The sequence below is a fragment of the Nocardia pneumoniae NBRC 100136 genome (genome assembly GCF_000308755.1).
GTDB classification, from domain to species: domain Bacteria; phylum Actinomycetota; class Actinomycetes; order Mycobacteriales; family Mycobacteriaceae; genus Nocardia; species Nocardia pneumoniae.
In genome coordinates this window covers 228,893-246,223 of the sequence record NZ_BAGF01000079.1, presented here as the reverse complement: position 1 = coordinate 246,223, position 17,331 = coordinate 228,893, and the positions used below count along the sequence as shown (strand labels likewise).

The following is a 17,331-nucleotide window of genomic DNA, read 5'->3' as shown; positions in this document are numbered from 1 at the left end:
CGAATCACCCAGCACCGCGCCGATGTACACGTCCGGATCGCGCAGATCGACCGCGGCTCGGTCGGCGATGGCGAGGATCGGCCCGGCCAGCACCGTCAGACACAGGCCGACCATGACCAGCGCCGCCGTGGACAGCACCATCAGCACCGGCATCCGGCCGGGATCGATGCGCTCGTCGTAGTGCACGACGGTCGATTCCTCGATCAGCGTGGGTGGCCGCGCCGCGGTGAGATGACCCTCGGGCGCGTCTTCACGGGGACGCCAGAACGCTTTGCTCCACACCCGCGCGACGGTGTAGAGCGTGAGCAGGCTGGTGAGCACGGCTCCGCCGACCAGCACCCAGGCCAGCACGCTGCCCCGCTCGGCGCCCGCCTGCAACAGCGCGACCTTGCCGATGAATCCCGAGAAGGGTGGAATGCCACCGAGATTCAGCGCTGGCACTCCGAACAGCACCGCGAGCAGCGGACTGGCGGCGGCGAGCCCGCCCAGCCTGCGCAGCGAGGTCGATCCTGCTTGCCGCTCGATCAGTCCGGCCACCAGGAACAGCGAGGTCTGCACCAGGATGTGGTGCGCCACGTAGAACACCGCGCCCGCCAACCCGGCGGTATTGGCCACCCCCACCCCGAACACCATGTAACCGATGTGACTGACCAGCGTGAACGACAGCAACCGGCGGATGTCGCTCTGCGCGATGGCGCCGAGGATGCCGACGAGCATGGTGAGCAGACCGCACACCAGCAGCACCGAGTCGAAGCCGCCCTCCGGGAACAGCAGCGAGTGCGTCCGGATGATCGCGTACACACCGACTTTGGTGAGCAGCCCGGCGAACACGGCGGTCACCGGGGCCGGAGCCGTCGGATAGGAGTCGGGCAGCCAGTTCGACAGCGGGAAGACCGCCGCCTTGATGCCGAACGCCACCAGCAGCACCGCGTAGATCGCCGTCCGGGTGCCCTCCGGCACCGCGCCGAACCGGACGGCGAGCTGGGCGAGGTTCAGGGTTCCGGTGGCCGCGTAGGTCAGCCCGATGCCGGTCAGGAAGATCAGCGAGGAGACCATCGAGACCATCACGTACGCCACGCCCGCGCGGACGCGCTCGGTGGTCGCGCCGACGGTGAGCAGCACGAACGAGGCGGCGAGCAGGATCTCGAAGCCGACGAACAGGTTGAACAGGTCACCGGCCAGGAACGCGGCCGAAACACCGGCCGTCAGAACGAGATACGTGGGCCGGTAGATGGAGGTCGGTTGCCGTTCGTCGCCGTCGCGGATGTTCTGGCCCGCGCCGTAGAGCCAGACCGACAGCAAGACGATGGACGAGACGAGCAGCATCGCGGCCGACAGCCGGTCCACCACCAGCGTGATGCCGATCGGCACCGGCCAGTTGCCGACCTGCAGCGCGGTGGTGCCGTCCCGGTCGACCAGGAACAGCAGCAGCCCGCAGATCACCACGACGCCGGCGAGCGCGGTGAAGCTGACCGCGCTCTGCACGCGTGGCCTGCGGCCGAAGACGAGCGTCGCCGCGGCCCCGAGCAGCGGGACGAGCACCGGCAGCGGAGCGAGGATGAGCAGCAGGCTCGGAGCGAGGGTCACGTTTCCGGGTCCTCTCCCGCGCGCCGCCGGGCGACGTCCACGTCTTCTTGGTCGTTGGCGACGTCGTCGGTGGTGGTGAGCATGTAGGCGCGGTAGGCGAGGGCGAGCACGAATGCCGCGACGCCCATGGTGATCACGATCGCGGTGAGCACCATGGCCTGGGCCAAGGGGTCGGCCATGTCCTCGGTCGCGGTCTCGGTCTCGCCGCGGATGGGCGGTTTGCCGTCGCCTCCGCCCGCGGTGAGGATCAGCAGGTTCACCGCGTTGCCGAACAGGATCAACCCGAGCAGCATCTTCGACACGGCGCGTTCCAGGATCAGGTACACACCGCACGCGACCAGGATGCCGATCACGACCAGTAGCGTCAGATTCGCCGTCATCTGCCGGAACTCCCCTGCTCCGACGCGGTTTCGGCGTCGGCAAGCTCGCTGTCGAGTCGCGCGCCCAGGCTGCGCAGCACGTCCAGGACCAGGCCGACCACGATGAGGTACACGCCGAGATCGAACAGCAGCGCGGTGACCACCTTGACGTGACCGAGCACCGGCAGCGTCACCTCGATGATCGCCGAGGACAGCGGCGGCGCGCCGAGCAGTAGCGAGGAGACCGCGGTGCCCGCCGCGAGAGTGAGTCCGGCGCCGAGGATGTGGCCCGCGTCGACCGGCAGCGCCTCGCCCAGCTCGTAGCGGCCGCCAGCGAGATACCGCAGCGTCAGCGCGAGCCCCGCGGTGAGCCCGCCCGCGAAACCGCCGCCGGGTGCGTTGTGCCCGGAGAAGAAGAAGTAGACCGACAGCACCATGATGGTCGGGAACACCAGACGGGTGGTGATCTGCAGGACCATCGACCGCTCGGCGCGGGCGACCAACCGGCCCGCGGGCAGCCAGCTCACCAGATCGGGGTCGTAGTCGGGGGAGTCCACCGCGCGCGGGGCGCTGCCGAAACGCCTGCTGCGGAACACCAGCGAGGCCACGCCGGTCGCCGCGACCACGAGCACGGAGATCTCACCGAGCGTATCCCAGGCGCGCAGGTCGACCAGCAGCACGTTGACCGCGTTCTCGCCGCCGCCGAACGCGTATGCGGCGTCGGGGATCCGGTGCCAGATCGGTTCGGCGGTGCGTGCCGCGACGGCGAAACCGGCCAGCACCGCGACCACCGCGCCGACCACCGCGGACAGGATCGCCCGGTGCGTCTTGAACGCGGTCCTCCTGCTCGCCTCGATCGTCGCTGGGAAGGCGCGCAGCACCAGGACGAAGATCACCAGGGTCAGTGTCTCCACGAGGAATTGGGTCAGCGCCAGGTCGGGCGCTCCGTGCAGGGCGAAGATCACGCCGCAGCCGTAGCCGGTCACCCCGACGACCAGCACGCTCGCCAAACGGTTGCGCAGTACCGTCGCGGCCAGCGCGGTCACCGCCATGATCGCGCCGATGACCAGTTGCAGCGGCGAATCCCACAGGCGCAGTCGGACTCCGGTGCGGGTGCCGAGGGCGAGCAGCACGCTCGGCAGGATGATCAGCGTGACCAGGATCGCCGCCTGGCTCAGCGGCAGCGAGCCGCGTTGCACCGCGGCGGTCATCCGCAGCGACAGCGTGTCCATCGCGCGCAGCGTGGCGTCGTAGGCGCGGTCGGCATTGCCGAGCCGCGGGTGCGCCGATTCCGGGAAGCGGTCGCGCAGCCGGTACAGCAGGATGCCGACGGCGACGATCAGCACCGTCGCCACCAGCGCGACGTTGACACCGTGCCACAGCGCCAGCGGCGAAGGCCGCGGTCCGGCAAGCGTTTCGGCGTAGGGGCGCACTCGCGTGTCCAACCAGGACGGCGCGAGACCGGCCACCAGGCTGGCTACCGCGAGGAGCGCGGGCGGGGCCAGGAACAAGGCGCCCGGTGGATGCCAGCGGACGCGGCGATCCGCGGCTTCCCGCTGATCCTGCTCCACCGGCACTTCGCTGGGATGGTGGGTGACCGCTGTGGCCCCGGGGGACGGTTGGAGCGCGGCGTGCTTGTCCGCGAAGCTGCCCCACACGAACCGGAAGCTGTAGGCGACCGTCAACATCGACCCGAGCACCACGCCCAGAGTGACGGCGGCGCGCGCCGGTGCGGTGAGCGTCTCCGCGTCCAGCACGGCGCTCAGCGCGCTCTCTTTGCCGACGAAGCCGAGCAGAGGCGGGATTCCGGCCATACTCAGCGCTGCGAGTATCGCGGTGCCGCACAGCACCGGAGCCCGGCGGCCCAGCCCCGACAGCCTGCGCAGATCCCGGGTGCCCGCGCCGTGATCGATGATCCCGGCCACCAGGAACAGACACGCCTTGAACAGCGCGTGCGCGATGAGCATGGTCATCGCGGCCAGCGCGGCGTCCGGCGTGCCGAGACCGGCCAGCACGATCAAGAACCCCAGCTGGCTCACCGTGCCGAAGGCCAGCACCAGCTTCAGATCCACCACTTGGAGCGACCGCAGGCCCGCCAGCAGCATGGACGCCAGACCGAGGGCGAGCACCAGCGGATGCCACACCGGGTTCTGCGCGAACACCGGCGCCAGCCGGGCGACCAGGTACACACCGGCCTTCACCATCGCCGCCGCGTGCAGGTACGCGCTCACCGGTGTCGGCGCGGCCATCGCGCCGGGCAACCAGAAATGCAGCGGCACGATCGCGGATTTGGTGAGCGCGCCGACCAGCAGCAGCGCCACCGCTACATTCGCGGCCGTACCGCTCGGTGGACTCGCCGCCGCGAGCAGATCCGACAGCAGGTAGCTGTCGTTCGCTTCGGCCAGCACGACGATGCCGACCAGCATCGCCAGACCGCCCGCGCCGGTCACCAGCAGTGCCTGGATGGCGGCTCTGCGGGTGGCGGCCCGCTCGGCGTTGTGCCCGATCAGCAGGAACGACAGGATCGTCGTCGCCTCCCAGAACACGTAGAGCAGCAGCATGTTGTCGCTGGTCACCAGCCCGAACATCGCGCCTGCGAAGGCGAGCAGTTCGGCGGCGAACACCCCGAGTCGCGGCTCGTCGTCCTCGAAGTATCTGGCGCAGTAGGCCAGGATCAGTGCTCCGATGCCAAGCACGAGCGCGGACAGCACGGCCGCGAGCGTGTCGAAACGCAGATCGATGTTCATCGCGATGCTCGGCGCCCAGGTCAGCCGAACCCGCTGGGGCTCAGCCCAATTCGCGATAACCCAGGCCAGGCAGCCGAGCGGGACCAACGCCAGCAGGTAAAAAGCGTTGCGGCCCAGTGCCCGCACCCACAGCGGCGCCAGCAAGGCGGCGGCAGCATGCAGGAGCAGGATTGCGAGCAAACTTCACTCCGTCGAGTAGGGGCGGCGGGGTGTCCGGGACAATCCTACGTAAATCCTGGGTTTATCGCGGCGTGGGCGAATATGGCGTCGGCTATACCTTCGGGCCGAGGCTATATGTCCGCTAATGATTCGCTCTCGGGTCGGCCCTTCGGGCACGGCCGACTGCGGGGCCGGAATTTCCGGAGCAGGACCAGTCCCAGCGCACTGCCGATGACGATGGCCAGTGCGGTGCGGCCCGGCGTCGGATCGTGCATCGGCACGTCGGTGTGCCAGTCGTCGAGCTTGTCGGGCATCACCGAGACCGCCGAAGGCAGATACAGCGCCGACAGCGCGAGAACGCCGCTGGGCGCGTACTGCGGACGTGCCGCGCCGCAGCAATAGCCCGCGGTCACCGCCATGACGGCGCTGATCACGGCGAAGCCGACCGGGCTCGCGGTCGTCGAGGTGAGCATCGCGAAGATCGCGATGCCCGCGACCAGCAGCATGGCGATGGCGGCCGAGGTCAGCCGGATGCCGAGCAGGACACCGGCCGCCGCCAGCGGGATCAGCAGCACCGCGCTCCAGCCGGGCCGGACCGCGTAACCCACCGCGTCGACCGCCGCGGTCAGGCTCACGGCCAGGTACACGCCGGTGCCGTCCCGGCCGGGCAGCAGCATGGCGGCGGCCGTCGCGCTGACGATCGTCGCGGCCACCACGATCCCGATCTCCACCCCATGGCTCTCGGCGGGCAACTTGCTGTACTGACGGCCAAGCCATTCGGTGCCCGCCAGGACCACCAGCGCGAGCACCATGGCGGCGAGGATCGGTGTCACCGGCAGCGCGATCGCCATGCGCGGGGTCTTCTGCTCCTCGGTGTGCGACCAGTTGCGCAGGGTGCTGATCACCAGCAAGGCCAGCGCCGCGCCGATCATCCAGCGCGGCGGGGTCTCCAGCACGGCGTACGGGTCCGCGTCGATATCCAGCAATTCCGCGAGGTCGCCGAAGGCGAAGAACCCGACGGCGCCCACCGCGAAGGCCGCGCCGGGTAGCGGTCTTCGCAGCACCACGGCGCCGAGCCCGCCCAGCAGCACGGCGCCGAAGACCGAGTCGATGTAGTTCTGCGTGGTCAGCATCTCGGCCGTCGACACCTGGCCCCCGGCGAAGTGGTTGATCAGCTGCCCCAGCGCGCCTGCCGTCGCCGTCGCCCACCCGGTGAGCGGCCGGGCGGTCGTGCTGACCAACACGGCCACCGTGACGGCGACGATCACCGCGAGGGCCGCGCTGCGCGGCACGCTGTTGAGCAGACCGGAGATCCGATACGGCGTCGTCTGCTGCTGCGTGCTGACGCTGACCGGCAGGAACAGTGTGACGCCCGCGACCACGGCGCCCGTGAACGCCGTCGCCGTGTCGACCACCTCGCCGATCCTGCGCACGGTTGTCGAACATACCCGCGGTGCTCCCGCGATCTTGTAATTGCTGACGATTCGCCCGGAAGTGTCTTGAGTGCGAAATATCCTAGAAAACCTGGTTTACCGATTGAGTGCTGTAGCTTGGCTCGGTCAGAGGTAGCGGCTCTCTGCGGCCGTCGCTTGACCACGGTCGCGCCCGTAGCGGCGCAGCGCATCGATTTGCACCGGGTCGAGTGAGGGGCGCACCACCGTGGTGGCGGCCGCGACGTCGGCCGCCGTCACGTCGGCGGCGTCCACATCCCGGCGCATCGCCGTGAGCGCGGCCTCCCGCAGGAGCGCGGCGCAGTCGGCGGCGGAATATCCCTCCAATTCGTGCGCGAGTGCGTCGAGGTCGACGTCGGCGGCCAAGGGCACCGCCCGGCCCGCGGTGCGCAGGATCTCCCGCCGTGCCGCCGCGTCCGGCGGCGGCACGAAGACCAGCCGTTCCAGCCTGCCCGGCCGCAGCAGCGCCGGGTCGATCAGCTCCGGCCGGTTGGTCGCGCCGAGCACCACCACGTCGCGCAAGGGCTCCACGCCGTCGAGTTCGGTGAGCAGTGCGGCGACCACCCGGTCGCCGACGCCCGCGTCGGCACTCTGCCCCCGGCGGGCGGCAAGCGCGTCGACCTCGTCGAGGAAGATCAGCGACGGCGCGGAATCACGCGCGCGCTGGAAGAGTTCGCGCACCGCCCGCTCGGACGAGCCGACCCACCGGTCCAGCAATTCGGCGCCCTTGACCGCGTGCACACTGAGCTGCCCGGTACCGGCCAGCGCGCGCACCAGGAAGGTCTTCCCGCAGCCGGGCGGGCCGTAGAGCAGCACGCCGCGCGGCGGGTCGATGCCGAGCCGGGCGAAGGAGTCCGGATGCCGCAGGGGCCACAGCACGGCCTCGGTCAACGCCTGCTTGGTCTCCGCCATGTCGCCCACATCGTCGAGACTCAGGCTGCCGATCGCGAGCTCCTCCATGCCGGACCGGGACAGCGGCCGGATCACCTCCAGCGCGCCGAGCAGGTCCGACTGGGTCAGCTGCGGCTCACCCTGCTCCCTGGCCCGCGACGCCGCACGCAGCGCCGCCTCGCGGCACAGCGCGGCCAGATCCGACACCACGAACCCGGGCGTGCGCGCGGCGATCTCGTCGAGTCTCAGGTCCTCGGTCGGCACTCGGCGCAGCAGCTGCTCCAGCAGCGCCTTGCGCACGGCGGCGGTGGGCAGGGGCAGGGCGAGTTCGCGGTCGCACAGGTCAGGGGCCCGCAGCCGCTGATCGATCCCGACCGGGTGGGCGGTGGTCGCCAGGAGTGCGACGCCCGGTTCCGCAACGGCCGCGCGCAACTGGTCGAGAATGAGCGTCGCGACCGGTTCGGGGTCCGCGGGCAGCAGAGCGTCGATATCGGTGATCAGCAGGATGCCGCCTTGGCCGGAGCAGATGTCGGCCACCGCCTGCGCGACCTCGCGCAGCCGCGCACCGCTCTCGGCCGCGCCGATGGTGGGGCCGTCCAGTTCCACGACGCGCCGCCGCGCCGTGACCGCGCGGGCCAGCGTCGCTTTGCCCACGCCCGCCGGTCCGGTGATCAGCACGCCGAGGTGCGGTTTCGCGCCGAGCGTGCGCAGCAGTTCGGGCTCGTCCAGCGCGAGGCTGAGCCATTCGCCCAGTTTCGCGGCTTGGCCGCGCATGCCGGGCAGCTCCTCGATCGAGATGCGCGGTGCGAGATCCCTGGTCGCGACGGTCCGTCCCGCCGAAACGCCGTTCGTGCCCGCCGCCGTGCCGAACGCGGCGGCCTCGGTGGCGCCTCGAGAGGCCTCACCGACCGGTATGGGCGTTCCGGCCGAGGCCAGATCGGCGGCGTCGCGCGCGGCGACGGCTCCCGCACCCCAGACCACCGCGGTGTTCGGCTGCACGCTCACCGGGCCGCGCGGATCGGTGGCGGTGACGGTGAGCAACTCGGTGGTCCACGCGATGCCGAACGTGCGCGACAGCGCCTGGGTGGCGGCCGTTGAGCTGATGTCGGGGCCGAGGTCGCGCGGCAGCAGCGAGACCGCGTCGCCCACCGTGACGACCTTGCCGAGCAGCGCCTGCCGCAGGGTCGCGGCCGGAATCGTGCGGGTGGCGTGGACCGAGCCGCTCACCGAGATCTGTTTCGCGCCGTACACCGTCGCCGGGCAGACCACCACCGTCGCGTCCTCGCGCAGGCCGGCGTTGGAGAGCGTGACGTCGTCGAGCAGGGCGACTCCGGCGGGCGTGCCCGGGCGCGCGACACCGACGACCGCTGCCGTACGCCGGGTCCCCACCAGCATGATCCCGTCCCATTCCCGCAGACCGAGCGCGGTCAGCGCCTCCGGATGCAACCGGACCACCCCGCGCCGGGCATCGGCGGCGGAGGGATTCAGCCGGGCGGTCAGTGCCAGTTCTGCCACTGTGCCATTCTGCCGCGCACCCCTGCGTTCGGTCACTATGTCGTGCTTCGGCATAAAGCACGCATGCCCCGAAGCGGCGATGCCGAATCGTTAGTGTTGTAACCGCGTATTGCTAGTTCTTGACGATCCCGGCTGCGACCGCGACCGAGGTGCCCGCCACGCTCGGCGACAGGCAGACCAGCTTGGCGGTGCCGAGCGCGACGTTCGGGCTGCCCTCGAACGGGCCGCCCGGGTTCTCCGCCAGAATCTGCTCGATCAGCGCTTTCTCGCCGTCGCTGTCCAGCTTCTTGAACTCACCGCAGGTGGTGCTGGACGCGGGCCCGAGCGAGGAGTTGCCCTCCTTCATCGTGGTGACCGGCGCGTCCGTGCCCGTGTCGGCGTTCGGCGCCGCGATGGGAGCGGTCGAGGTGCGTGCGGGCGTGCTCGTGCTCGAAGCGCCCGTGCGGAGTCCGTTCGCGGCGGTGGACTCGTCCGCTCCGCCGCAGCCTGCCAGCAAGAAACCCACCGTCCCAACGGCCAGGACGATGGCGGAAGTTCGCTTCATACCGTGCTTTCCCGGGTAAATCGCCGCGCCGGAGCCTCCGGCACGTTCGGTGCAGCGTACCGGTTCGGGCGGGTCAGTGGATGTGTGCCCGCCAGTCCGCCGGAACCCGCTCGCGCGGGCCCGGCACGCCCTGATCCGCCGGATGGCTGCGCGGGGGAGCCAATTCCGGCCCGCCGCTGTACATTTCCCCGGTCTCGAAGTTGTAGTACCAGTCCTCGCCCGGCTCGAAGCTCTGGATGAACGGGTGGCCGGTGTTCTTCGCGTGCTGGGTGGCGTGCTGCGCGGGTGAGGTGTCGCAGCAGCCGATGTGCCCGCACTGGGCACAGCGGCGCAGGTGGACCCACCAACCCGAGTTCCGCTCGCATTCCACGCAACCGGGACCGCTGGGCGGTACCGCGGGATCTATGCCTTCGACCTGTTCGGTCATGACTGCCCTTCCGCGTTCGGTTCGGTATCGATCTGATTCTGTTCGGGACGGTGCAGCGGTAGCCAAACGGTGAACCTGGTGTCGCCCGGCTCGGAATCCACCTGGATGTCACCGTTGTGCTTGTTCACCACGATCCGGAACGAGATGTCCAGCCCGAGTCCGGTGCCTTCGCCCATCGGCTTGGTGGTGAAGAACGGTTCGAAGATCCGGTTGCGGGCCTCCGGCGGGATGCCGGGACCCGTGTCGCCGACCTCCACGACCGCGCATTCGTTCTCCCGCCTGGTGCGGATGGTCAACGTGCCGTTGCCGTCCATCGCGTACACCGCGTTGTCGATCAGGTTGGTCCACACCTGATTGAGTTCGGCGGCGTAGCAGGGCACCGACGGGAGGGTCCGGTCGTACTCCTTCACCACGCGCACCCCGTCGCCGATCTTGCGGCTGAGCATCACCAGCGTGCTGTCCAGCAGTTCGTGGATGTCGACCACCTGGAACGGCGCCCGATCCATCTGCGAGTACTGCTTGGCCGCGTCGACCAGCGCGGAGATGCGCGTCGTCGAGTCGGCGATCTCGTTCATCATCAGCTCGGTCTCGATGGTGTAGTTCAGCCAGCGGATGGCGCCCTGGAACACCTTCTCCGGCGCGCCTTCCAAGGTGGCCGCCACCCGCTCCAGCCAGTCCACGTCGAAACCGGCCTGGACGAAATTCGGCGCCAAGTTCCAGCCGTCGCTGATCCCGTGGTCCTCCAGCCATTCACCGAGCGCGTCCTCGCGGTCGGCGGCCTCCATCGGCGTGAGCTCGGGGGCCTTCGCGACTTGGGCGGCCGCCTCTTCTTGCAGCCGGACCAGGGCGCCGAGCGACTCCGGATCGAACTTGCCGTCGGCCATCATCGCGAGCTTGTGCCGCATGCCCGCGACCCGCTCGCGCAGGCCTGCGGTGGCGCGCACCGCGGCGGCGGCCGGGTTGTTCAGCTCGTGGGTGAGGCCCGCGGACAGCGATCCGAGCGCGAGCAGACGCTCCCGTTCGCCGATGCGCGCGTTGGTGTTGCGGCTGCCGAAGAACACGCCCTCCAGCAGGTGCACCGCCATCGGGAACCACTCGTGCATCATCCGGGCGAAAACGTCCGCGTCGAGCACGTAGAACCGGGACGGCCTGGTCACGTACATCGAGCCGTTGTAGGTCTGGTCGACCTTGTCACCGAGGTAGGACATCCAGGCGCCCGCGTAGGCGCCGTGATGCTCGGTGCGGACCAGCTCGATCTCCGCGCCGCCGGACTGCTTGGTGAGCACCACCTCGCCGTCCATCAACACGTAGAAGCAGGTCGCCGGTGCGCCTTCGCGGAAGACCAGCCCGGGTTCGATGGTCTCGATCCGGCCGTCGGCGCACAGCCAGTCCAGCTGCTCGTCGGTCAGCTTCTCGAAGAGGAAGAGATTGCGCAGCTCGGCGGGATCACACACCAGCCTGCTGCGGCGTTCCGCGGTCTGTTCCGAAGTCATTGTCAGCCTCCTGATCACGCCAGATAACGGTGCACGAGCATCACGGCCATGGCGCCCTCGCCGACCGCGGAGGCGACGCGCTTGGCCGACTCGGCGTGCACGTCGCCCGCCACGAACACGCCGGGCACGCTGGTCTCCAGATGGTGCGGCGGGCGGGGCAGCTCCCAGCCCGCTGGACGCGCGCCGTCGACGAGCAGATCCGGCCCGGCGAGCACGTAGCCCGCCTCGTCGCGCTCGACCACGCCGTCGAGCCAGTCGGTCTGCGGAGCGGCGCCGATGAACAGGAACAGCCGCTCCGCGTCGGCTTTCTCCTCGGCTCCCGTCCGGTTGTCGCGCAGGACGATCTGCCGCAGATGCTCGTCGCCGTCGGCGGCGACCACCTCCGTGCAGGTGTGCACCTCGATGTTCGGGATCTGCGCGATCTGCTGGATCAGGTAGTGCGACATGGACTGCTCCAGCGAGTCCGCCCGGACCACCAGGTGCACGGTGCGGGCGTTGCGGGACAGGAACACCGCGGCCTGCCCCGCCGAGTTCGCGCCGCCCACGATGTAGACGTCGTGATCGGCGCACTCGGACGCCTCGGTCATGGCCGAGCCGTAGTACACCCCGCGTCCGGTGAAGTCGTTGACGCCCGGCGCCGGATGGCGGCGGTAGTCGACGCCGGTCGCGATGATCACGGTGTGCGCGCACAGGCTGCCGCCGTCGGCGAACCGCACGGTGCGCGCGGACCCGTTCACCTCCAGCCCGACCACCTCGCGGGTGGTGATCACCTCGGCGCCGAACTTCGCGGCCTGCCGCCGCGCCCGGTCGGCCAGCTGCGCTCCGGACAAACCGTCCGGGAAGCCGAGGTAGTTCTCGATGCGCGAGCTCTGCCCGGCCTGTCCGCCGGTCGCGGTCCGCTCCACCAGCACGGTGCGCAGGCCCTCGGACGCGCCGTACACCGCCGCGCCCAAACCGGCGGGCCCGCCGCCGACCACGATCAGGTCGTAGAACTCGCCCGCGGGATTCACCGTGAGGCCGACGTGCTCGGCCAGCTCGCTGTCGGAGGGCTGCACCAGCGCCGTACCCGCTGACGTGATCACCACCGGACAGCGCTCCGGATCGGCCCCGGCCGCCTCCAGCAGCCGCGCGCCCTCCGGCTCGTCGGCCGGGTACCACCGATAGGGCAACTGGTTGCGGGCCAGGAATTCGCGGACCTGCGACGAGCGCGGCGACCAGCGATTGCCGACCACCTTGGTCTCGGTGACCGGCCGGTGTTCGCTGCTGCGCCACGCGTCCAGCAGACCGTCCAGCACCGGGTAGAGCTTCTCCTCCGGCGGATCCCAAGGCTTGAGCAGGTAGTGGTCCAGATCGACGACGTTGATCGCGTCGATCGCGGCATTGGTGTCGGCGTAGGCGGTCAGCAGCACGCGGCGCGCGTACGGGTGCAGGTCCATCGCCTGCTCCAGGAATTCGATGCCGTCCATACCCGGCATCCGGTAGTCGGCGATCAATACCGCGACCGGCTGACCGCGCAATTTCATCTCTCGAAGCGCGTCGAGTGCTTGGGCACCCGATTCCGCGCGCAGAATCCGGTAATCGGCGCCGTAGCGGCGGCGCAGATCGCGCACCACCGCCCGGGAAACTCCCGGATCGTCATCGACGCTCAGGATGGCCGGTTTCGTAGCAGCGGGTGAAGTCACCTGACGAGTATGGAGCCTCCGGGTGGCGCCTGTCGTGGGCGTTCGCCCAGAGCTCAGAGACGGTGATGCAGGACGAGCTCGAGTTCGGTCGGGGTGAGCAGTCGCTCCAGGCGTTCTTCCTGGGCCGCCGCGCGAGCGCTGCGCGGTGAGGCCGACGCGTGCGGGGATTCGGTTCCGTTCTCCGGCCCGATAGCGGGAAGCAGCGGAACCTGGTCAGCGGGGCGACGATGCAGCAGGGAGCGCAGTTTCACGGCCGATCACCTCACGTTGGGACGCCGAAAGTTGGAGGCAGTGTCTGATGCTTCATCTATCTGTCAGTCTGCGCCGCGCATTACAGGGGCTGCCGCTCGAGTGGCGGAAATGTGACGCAAATGTCGTCGGATCTAAAATGTGCGCGAATCGTCCAAACGCGTTCGGACGGATGACCGTCGGTCCGTCGCTCGTATCCGGGAGGCAGCGTTGCCGAACAACCTCGAAGCCACCATCGACATCTCCGCGCCTCCGGAGCAGGTGTGGGCGGTGGTCTCCGATCTGAAGCGGATGGGCGAGTTCAGCCCGCAGTGCGTGCGCATGGTGGCGCTCGGCTCGCTCAAGGCGGGCACCTGGACGCTCAATCTCAATCGCGACGGCAAGAAGTACTGGCCCACCACCGCCCGCATCGTGCGGTACGAGCCGAACCAGGCGTTCGCCTTCCGGATCAACGAGAACCGCACCGTGTGGAGTTACACGCTGGAGCCGACGGAGACCGGAACAAAGCTGATCGAACGCCGGGACGTGCCCAACGGCACCACGTGGTTCTCCCGCAGGGCGATCAACGCGGCGCTCGGTGGCGAGGCCCCGTTCGAGGAGGCGCTGGTGCGGGGCATGAACGAGACCCTCGGCAAGATCAAGACCGCGGTCGAGGCGCGCGGCTGATCACCGCGGTGCGGTACGTCGGTGGCCGCCGACGACGTCCTGGCGACGGGCCTCCGAGCCGCAGGGCGGCCGCATCCGGCGTGCCACCGGCTCCCGCGGCGCGGGTTCATGAGGGATCCCGACGCGCGATGCCGACACGAGGACGCAGCTCTCGGTCGGCATCGTCCCACGCGCCGGGCTCGCCGGACTGCCGATACCGGCACCCCGGCGAGCGGCGCTACTTCCAGTTGGGCAGCTTCACGACCTGAGCCGCGTACGAGAGTCCCGCGCCGAACGCGATGAGCAGCGCGGTGTCACCCGGCTTCGACTCGCCCTTGCGCAGCAGCGCCTCCATGGCCAGCGGGATCGACGCGGCGGAGGTGTTGCCCGACTCCTCGATGTCGTTGGCCAGCGCGCAGTGCTCAGGCAGCTTGAGCACCCGGGCCATGATCTCGATGATCCGGCCGTTGGCCTGGTGCGGGATCATCGCGTCCAGGTCGTCGGGCGACAGGCCGGCGCGGTCGATCGCGTCGCGGCACACCTTCTCCAGCGAATGCGCCGCCCAGCGGAACACCGCGGTGCCCTCCATGGCCATGTAGGGCCGTACCGCGTCCAGGCCCTTTTCCTCGATCTCGGCGAAGAACTCCATCCAGTCCTTGTCCTGGCGGATGGCGTGGTGCTGGGTGCCGTCCGAGCCCCATACGGTCGGACCGATGCCCGGCTCGTCGGACGGGCCGACGATCACCGCGCCCGCACCGTCGGCGAAGAGGAAGGCGGTGGAGCGATCGCGCGGGTTGATCGTGTTGGTCAGCTTCTCCACGCCGATCACCAAGACATGCCCGGCGGTCCCGGCCCGGACCAAGTCCGACGCCAGCGCGATCGAGTGGCAGAAGCCCGCGCACCCGGCTGAGACGTCGAAGGCGGCGGCGCCGTTCATGCCGAGTTCGGTGGCGATGCGCGGGGCAGCCGCCGGGGTCAGCAACAGGTGCGTCGACGTAGCAACGATCACGCAATCGACTTGGTCCACCGCGATGCCGGAGGATTCCAGCGCGCCGCGCGCGGCGCCGACACTCATGCTCTGAATCGTTTCCGAGTCGTCGGCGAACCGTCGGGTCTTGATGCCCGACCTGGTCCGGATCCACTCGTCGCTCGAGTTGATCGGGCCCGCCACCTCGTCGTTGGTGACCACTCGAGCAGGGCGGTATACGCCGAGCCCGAGGATCGCCGTGTGCTCTGCCCCGGTGGTCTGGGTGATGCGAGCAGCCATCTGCGTCTCCTATGTACCTGCGGCGGCGCCGCCGGGTGTTCCCCGAAGCATCGTTATCGGTCCCTCATCCGCCACTGCCCATCCGAGAATAGACATGAGGCTTCCTCATATTAGCCCGAGAGTCGCTCATCTGGCGCGCGTATTTCGACAATCGCTGGGTATCTCGTCGAACACGCCACTGCTGTCCGAAGGCGTGGCCCCAACCACTGATGTGAGGACACCATGCTTGGTCTCGGAATTATCGGATGGATCATCATCGGCGGTCTGGCCGGATGGATCGCCAGCAAGATCATGAAGACGGACGCCCAGCAGGGCATCCTCCTCAATATCGTCGTCGGCGTGGTCGGCGGCCTACTCGGTGGGTTCCTACTGAAGGTGTTCGGGGTCGACGTCGAGGGCGGCGGCCTCTGGTTCAGCTTCTTCACCTGCCTGGGTGGTGCGGTCATCCTGCTGTTCCTGGTGCGGCTGGTCACCGGGAGCAGAGTCAGGTCCTGACCCCGGGTGCCACGGGCTCCTTTCCCGTAAGGTGTGAACGCTTGCGCCGGTCCTATTGTTGACAGGGCGCAACCCGTCTGCATCGAGCACGAAAGAGGAGCCTGTGGCCCGCCGTCCCACCCCGCCCGGCACGCCTGAACGCACCGGAGTCGGCCACGTCGTCGACCTGGTCCGTGATGCGATCCCTCCGCTGCATCCCGCCGGGCTGCCGTTCGTGGCGGCGCCGCTGGCGGTCGCCGTCCTCGGCGGCAAGCGCAAGTGGGTGCGCCGGACCGGACTGGCCGCCGCGGCGGCCTGCGCGACCTTCTTCCGGCATCCGCACCGGGTGCCGCCGAACCGGCCCGGCGTCGTGGTCGCCCCCGCCGACGGTGAGGTCGCCCTGGTCGACACCGCGGTTCCGCCCGCTGAACTGGGGCTCGGCGATCAGCCGCTGCCCCGGGTCAGCATCTTCCTGTCCGTGCTGGACGTGCACGTGCAGCGCACGCCGGTCTCCGGCGTGGTGCGCACCGTGGTGCACCAGCCCGGCCAGTTCCGTTCGGCCGACCTGCCCGAGGCCAGCTCGGTGAACGAGCGCAACAGCATGGTGCTGGAGACGCCGGAGGGCAGCCGGATCGTGGTCGTGCAGATCGCCGGTCTGCTCGCCCGCCGGATCGTCTGCGACGCTCAGGTCGGCGACGTGCTGTCCATCGGCGACACTTACGGCCTGATCCGCTTCGGCTCGCGGGTCGACACCTATTTCCCGCTGGGCACCGAACTGCTCGTGCAGCCCGGCCAGCGCACCATCGGCGGCGAGTCCGTGCTCGCCGTGCTCGGCTCCACCGCTGACGCGTGATGGAAGCGGCGGTACCCACCCAGCGGCGGCGGCGGACCATCCGGCTGCTGCCGAGCATCGTCACCATCCTGGCGCTGTGCGCCGGGCTGTCGGCGGTGAAATTCGGCCTCGACGGCAAGCTCGGCATCGCGCTGGCCATGGTGGGCGCGGCGGCCGTGCTCGACACCCTCGACGGCAGACTGGCCAGGATGCTGGACGCCACCACGAAGATGGGCGCCGAGCTGGATTCGCTGTCGGACGCCATCTCCTTCGGCGTCGCCCCCGCGCTCGTGCTCTACGTGACCCTGCTCAGCAGCAACAGTGTCGGCTGGATCGTCGCGCTGCTGTTCGCGGTCAGCATCGTGCTGCGGTTGGCTCGGTTCAACACCCTGATGGACGACGACACCCGGCCGGACTGGGCGCGGGAGTACTTCGTCGGCGTGCCCGCTCCGGCGGGCGCGCTCATCGCGATGGTTCCGGTGGCGTTGTACGTGCAGTTCGGCGACGGCTGGTGGGTGGGCTTCTACGAGGTCGCGGCGTGGACGGTGTTCGCGGCGGCGCTGTGCGTCAGCACGATTCCGACGCTGGCGATGAAGTCGGTGTCGGTGGCGCCGCAGGCGGCGGCCGGGCTGCTGGTGTTGGTCGCGCTCGCGGCGGCGGCGCTGGTGACCTACCCGATCGTGCTGTTGCTGGTGCTGGTCGTGCTGTATCTGGGGCATATTCCGTTCGCCTGGCATTCCCAGCGCTGGGTGGCCGCGCGGCCGGAGACCTGGCAGCACAAGCCCGCCGAGCGGCGCGCGCAGCGTCGCGCGGACCGGCGGTTGCCCGCGATCCGGCGTCCGGTGATCCGTGGTTCCTCCGCCCGGCTGCGACTGCGCCGCCCCGGCGGCAAGCAGCGTCAGAACGGAAACCCGCCACCGGGCGGGAACCCTTCGTCGCTGCGTCGCGGTGACAACTGACAGCGCGCATCCCGCGGCACTGACTGGTACGGCCTGAATACTCGGAGAGG

At 69.6% G+C, this 17,331-nt stretch carries 15 protein-coding genes; 4 read left to right on the top strand and 11 right to left on the bottom strand.

What is annotated here, in order from left to right; translation table 11 throughout:
• From ON34_RS26215 to ON34_RS26170, 10 genes are all read right to left on the bottom strand, one after another.
• On the bottom strand, positions 1-1,587 hold a 1,587-nt coding region (locus ON34_RS26215), incomplete at its 3' end, for a Na+/H+ antiporter subunit D (RefSeq protein ID WP_040784169.1).
• A complete protein-coding gene (locus tag ON34_RS26210; protein WP_040784168.1) occupies positions 1,584-1,967 on the bottom strand; it encodes a Na(+)/H(+) antiporter subunit C in 384 nt (127 codons plus the stop codon). The genes ON34_RS26210 and ON34_RS26215, both read right to left, overlap by 4 nt.
• Positions 1,964-4,873, bottom strand: coding sequence for a Na+/H+ antiporter subunit A (locus ON34_RS26205; RefSeq protein ID WP_040784167.1), 2,910 nt, complete (start codon positions 4,871-4,873; stop codon positions 1,964-1,966). Before ON34_RS26205 ends, ON34_RS26210 begins: the two co-directional genes overlap by 4 nt.
• Before the next feature lie 110 nt (positions 4,874-4,983).
• Positions 4,984-6,285 (bottom strand): hypothetical protein, encoded by a 1,302-nt coding sequence (locus tag ON34_RS26200; protein WP_040784166.1) that lies wholly within the window; start codon positions 6,283-6,285, stop codon positions 4,984-4,986.
• 126 nt (positions 6,286-6,411) lie between these two features.
• Entirely contained in the window at positions 6,412-8,763 is a 2,352-nt protein-coding gene (locus ON34_RS26195) for an AAA family ATPase (RefSeq protein WP_051023110.1), read from the bottom strand.
• Positions 8,764-8,821: 58 nt separating this feature from the next.
• A complete protein-coding gene (locus ON34_RS26190; protein WP_040784165.1) occupies positions 8,822-9,253 on the bottom strand; it encodes a hypothetical protein in 432 nt (143 codons plus the stop codon).
• A 73-nt stretch (positions 9,254-9,326) separates the two neighbouring features.
• Complete coding sequence (locus ON34_RS26185; protein ID WP_040784164.1) at positions 9,327-9,680, bottom strand: UBP-type zinc finger domain-containing protein; 354 nt, start codon at positions 9,678-9,680, stop codon at positions 9,327-9,329.
• On the bottom strand, positions 9,677-11,173 hold the full coding sequence (locus ON34_RS26180) for an ATP-binding protein (protein ID WP_051023109.1): 1,497 nt from the start codon (positions 11,171-11,173) through the stop codon (positions 9,677-9,679). Before ON34_RS26180 ends, ON34_RS26185 begins: the two co-directional genes overlap by 4 nt.
• 14 nt (positions 11,174-11,187) lie before the next feature.
• On the bottom strand, positions 11,188-12,855 hold the full coding sequence (locus tag ON34_RS26175) for an NAD(P)/FAD-dependent oxidoreductase (protein ID WP_040784163.1): 1,668 nt from the start codon (positions 12,853-12,855) through the stop codon (positions 11,188-11,190).
• 53 nt (positions 12,856-12,908) lie between these two features.
• A complete protein-coding gene (locus tag ON34_RS26170; protein ID WP_040784162.1) occupies positions 12,909-13,106 on the bottom strand; it encodes a hypothetical protein in 198 nt (65 codons plus the stop codon).
• 208 nt (positions 13,107-13,314) lie between these two features.
• Between ON34_RS26170 and ON34_RS26165 the strand changes: the two genes are divergently transcribed.
• Positions 13,315-13,770: an SRPBCC family protein gene (locus tag ON34_RS26165; protein WP_040784161.1), complete on the top strand. Its 456-nt coding sequence runs from the start codon at positions 13,315-13,317 to the stop codon at positions 13,768-13,770.
• Positions 13,771-13,987: 217 nt separating this feature from the next.
• Here the strand turns inward: ON34_RS26165 and ON34_RS26160 are convergent, their stop codons facing one another.
• Positions 13,988-15,016, bottom strand: coding sequence for a beta-ketoacyl-ACP synthase III (locus ON34_RS26160; protein ID WP_040784160.1), 1,029 nt, complete (start codon positions 15,014-15,016; stop codon positions 13,988-13,990).
• Positions 15,017-15,238: 222 nt separating this feature from the next.
• Between ON34_RS26160 and ON34_RS26155 the strand changes: the two genes are divergently transcribed.
• The 3 genes from ON34_RS26155 (at position 15,239) to ON34_RS26145 (ending at position 17,281) form a co-directional block, all read left to right on the top strand.
• Positions 15,239-15,511, top strand: a complete 273-nt coding sequence (locus ON34_RS26155; RefSeq protein ID WP_040784159.1) for a GlsB/YeaQ/YmgE family stress response membrane protein — start codon at positions 15,239-15,241, stop codon at positions 15,509-15,511.
• A 103-nt stretch (positions 15,512-15,614) separates the two neighbouring features.
• A complete protein-coding gene (locus tag ON34_RS26150) occupies positions 15,615-16,343 on the top strand; it encodes a phosphatidylserine decarboxylase (RefSeq protein WP_040784158.1) in 729 nt (242 codons plus the stop codon).
• Positions 16,343-17,281, top strand: coding sequence for a CDP-alcohol phosphatidyltransferase family protein (locus tag ON34_RS26145; RefSeq protein ID WP_051023108.1), 939 nt, complete (start codon positions 16,343-16,345; stop codon positions 17,279-17,281). Before ON34_RS26150 ends, ON34_RS26145 begins: the two co-directional genes overlap by 1 nt.
• Positions 17,282-17,331: the final 50 nt, after the last annotated feature.

Excerpts from the sequence above, each read along its gene's own strand:
- ON34_RS26210 (WP_040784168.1), bottom strand. The coding sequence starts at position 1,967 with ATGACGGCGAATCTGACGCTACTGGTCGTGATCGGCATCCTGGTCGCG.
- ON34_RS26195 (WP_051023110.1), bottom strand. The coding sequence starts at position 8,763 with ATGCCGAAGCACGACATAGTGACCGAACGCAGGGGTGCGCGGCAGAAT.
- ON34_RS26190 (WP_040784165.1), bottom strand. The coding sequence starts at position 9,253 with ATGAAGCGAACTTCCGCCATCGTCCTGGCCGTTGGGACGGTGGGTTTC.
- ON34_RS26185 (WP_040784164.1), bottom strand. The coding sequence starts at position 9,680 with ATGACCGAACAGGTCGAAGGCATAGATCCCGCGGTACCGCCCAGCGGT.
- ON34_RS26180 (WP_051023109.1), bottom strand. The coding sequence starts at position 11,173 with ATGACTTCGGAACAGACCGCGGAACGCCGCAGCAGGCTGGTGTGTGAT.
- ON34_RS26160 (WP_040784160.1), bottom strand. The coding sequence starts at position 15,016 with ATGGCTGCTCGCATCACCCAGACCACCGGGGCAGAGCACACGGCGATC.
- ON34_RS26155 (WP_040784159.1), top strand. The coding sequence starts at position 15,239 with ATGCTTGGTCTCGGAATTATCGGATGGATCATCATCGGCGGTCTGGCC.
- ON34_RS26145 (WP_051023108.1), top strand. The coding sequence starts at position 16,343 with ATGGAAGCGGCGGTACCCACCCAGCGGCGGCGGCGGACCATCCGGCTG.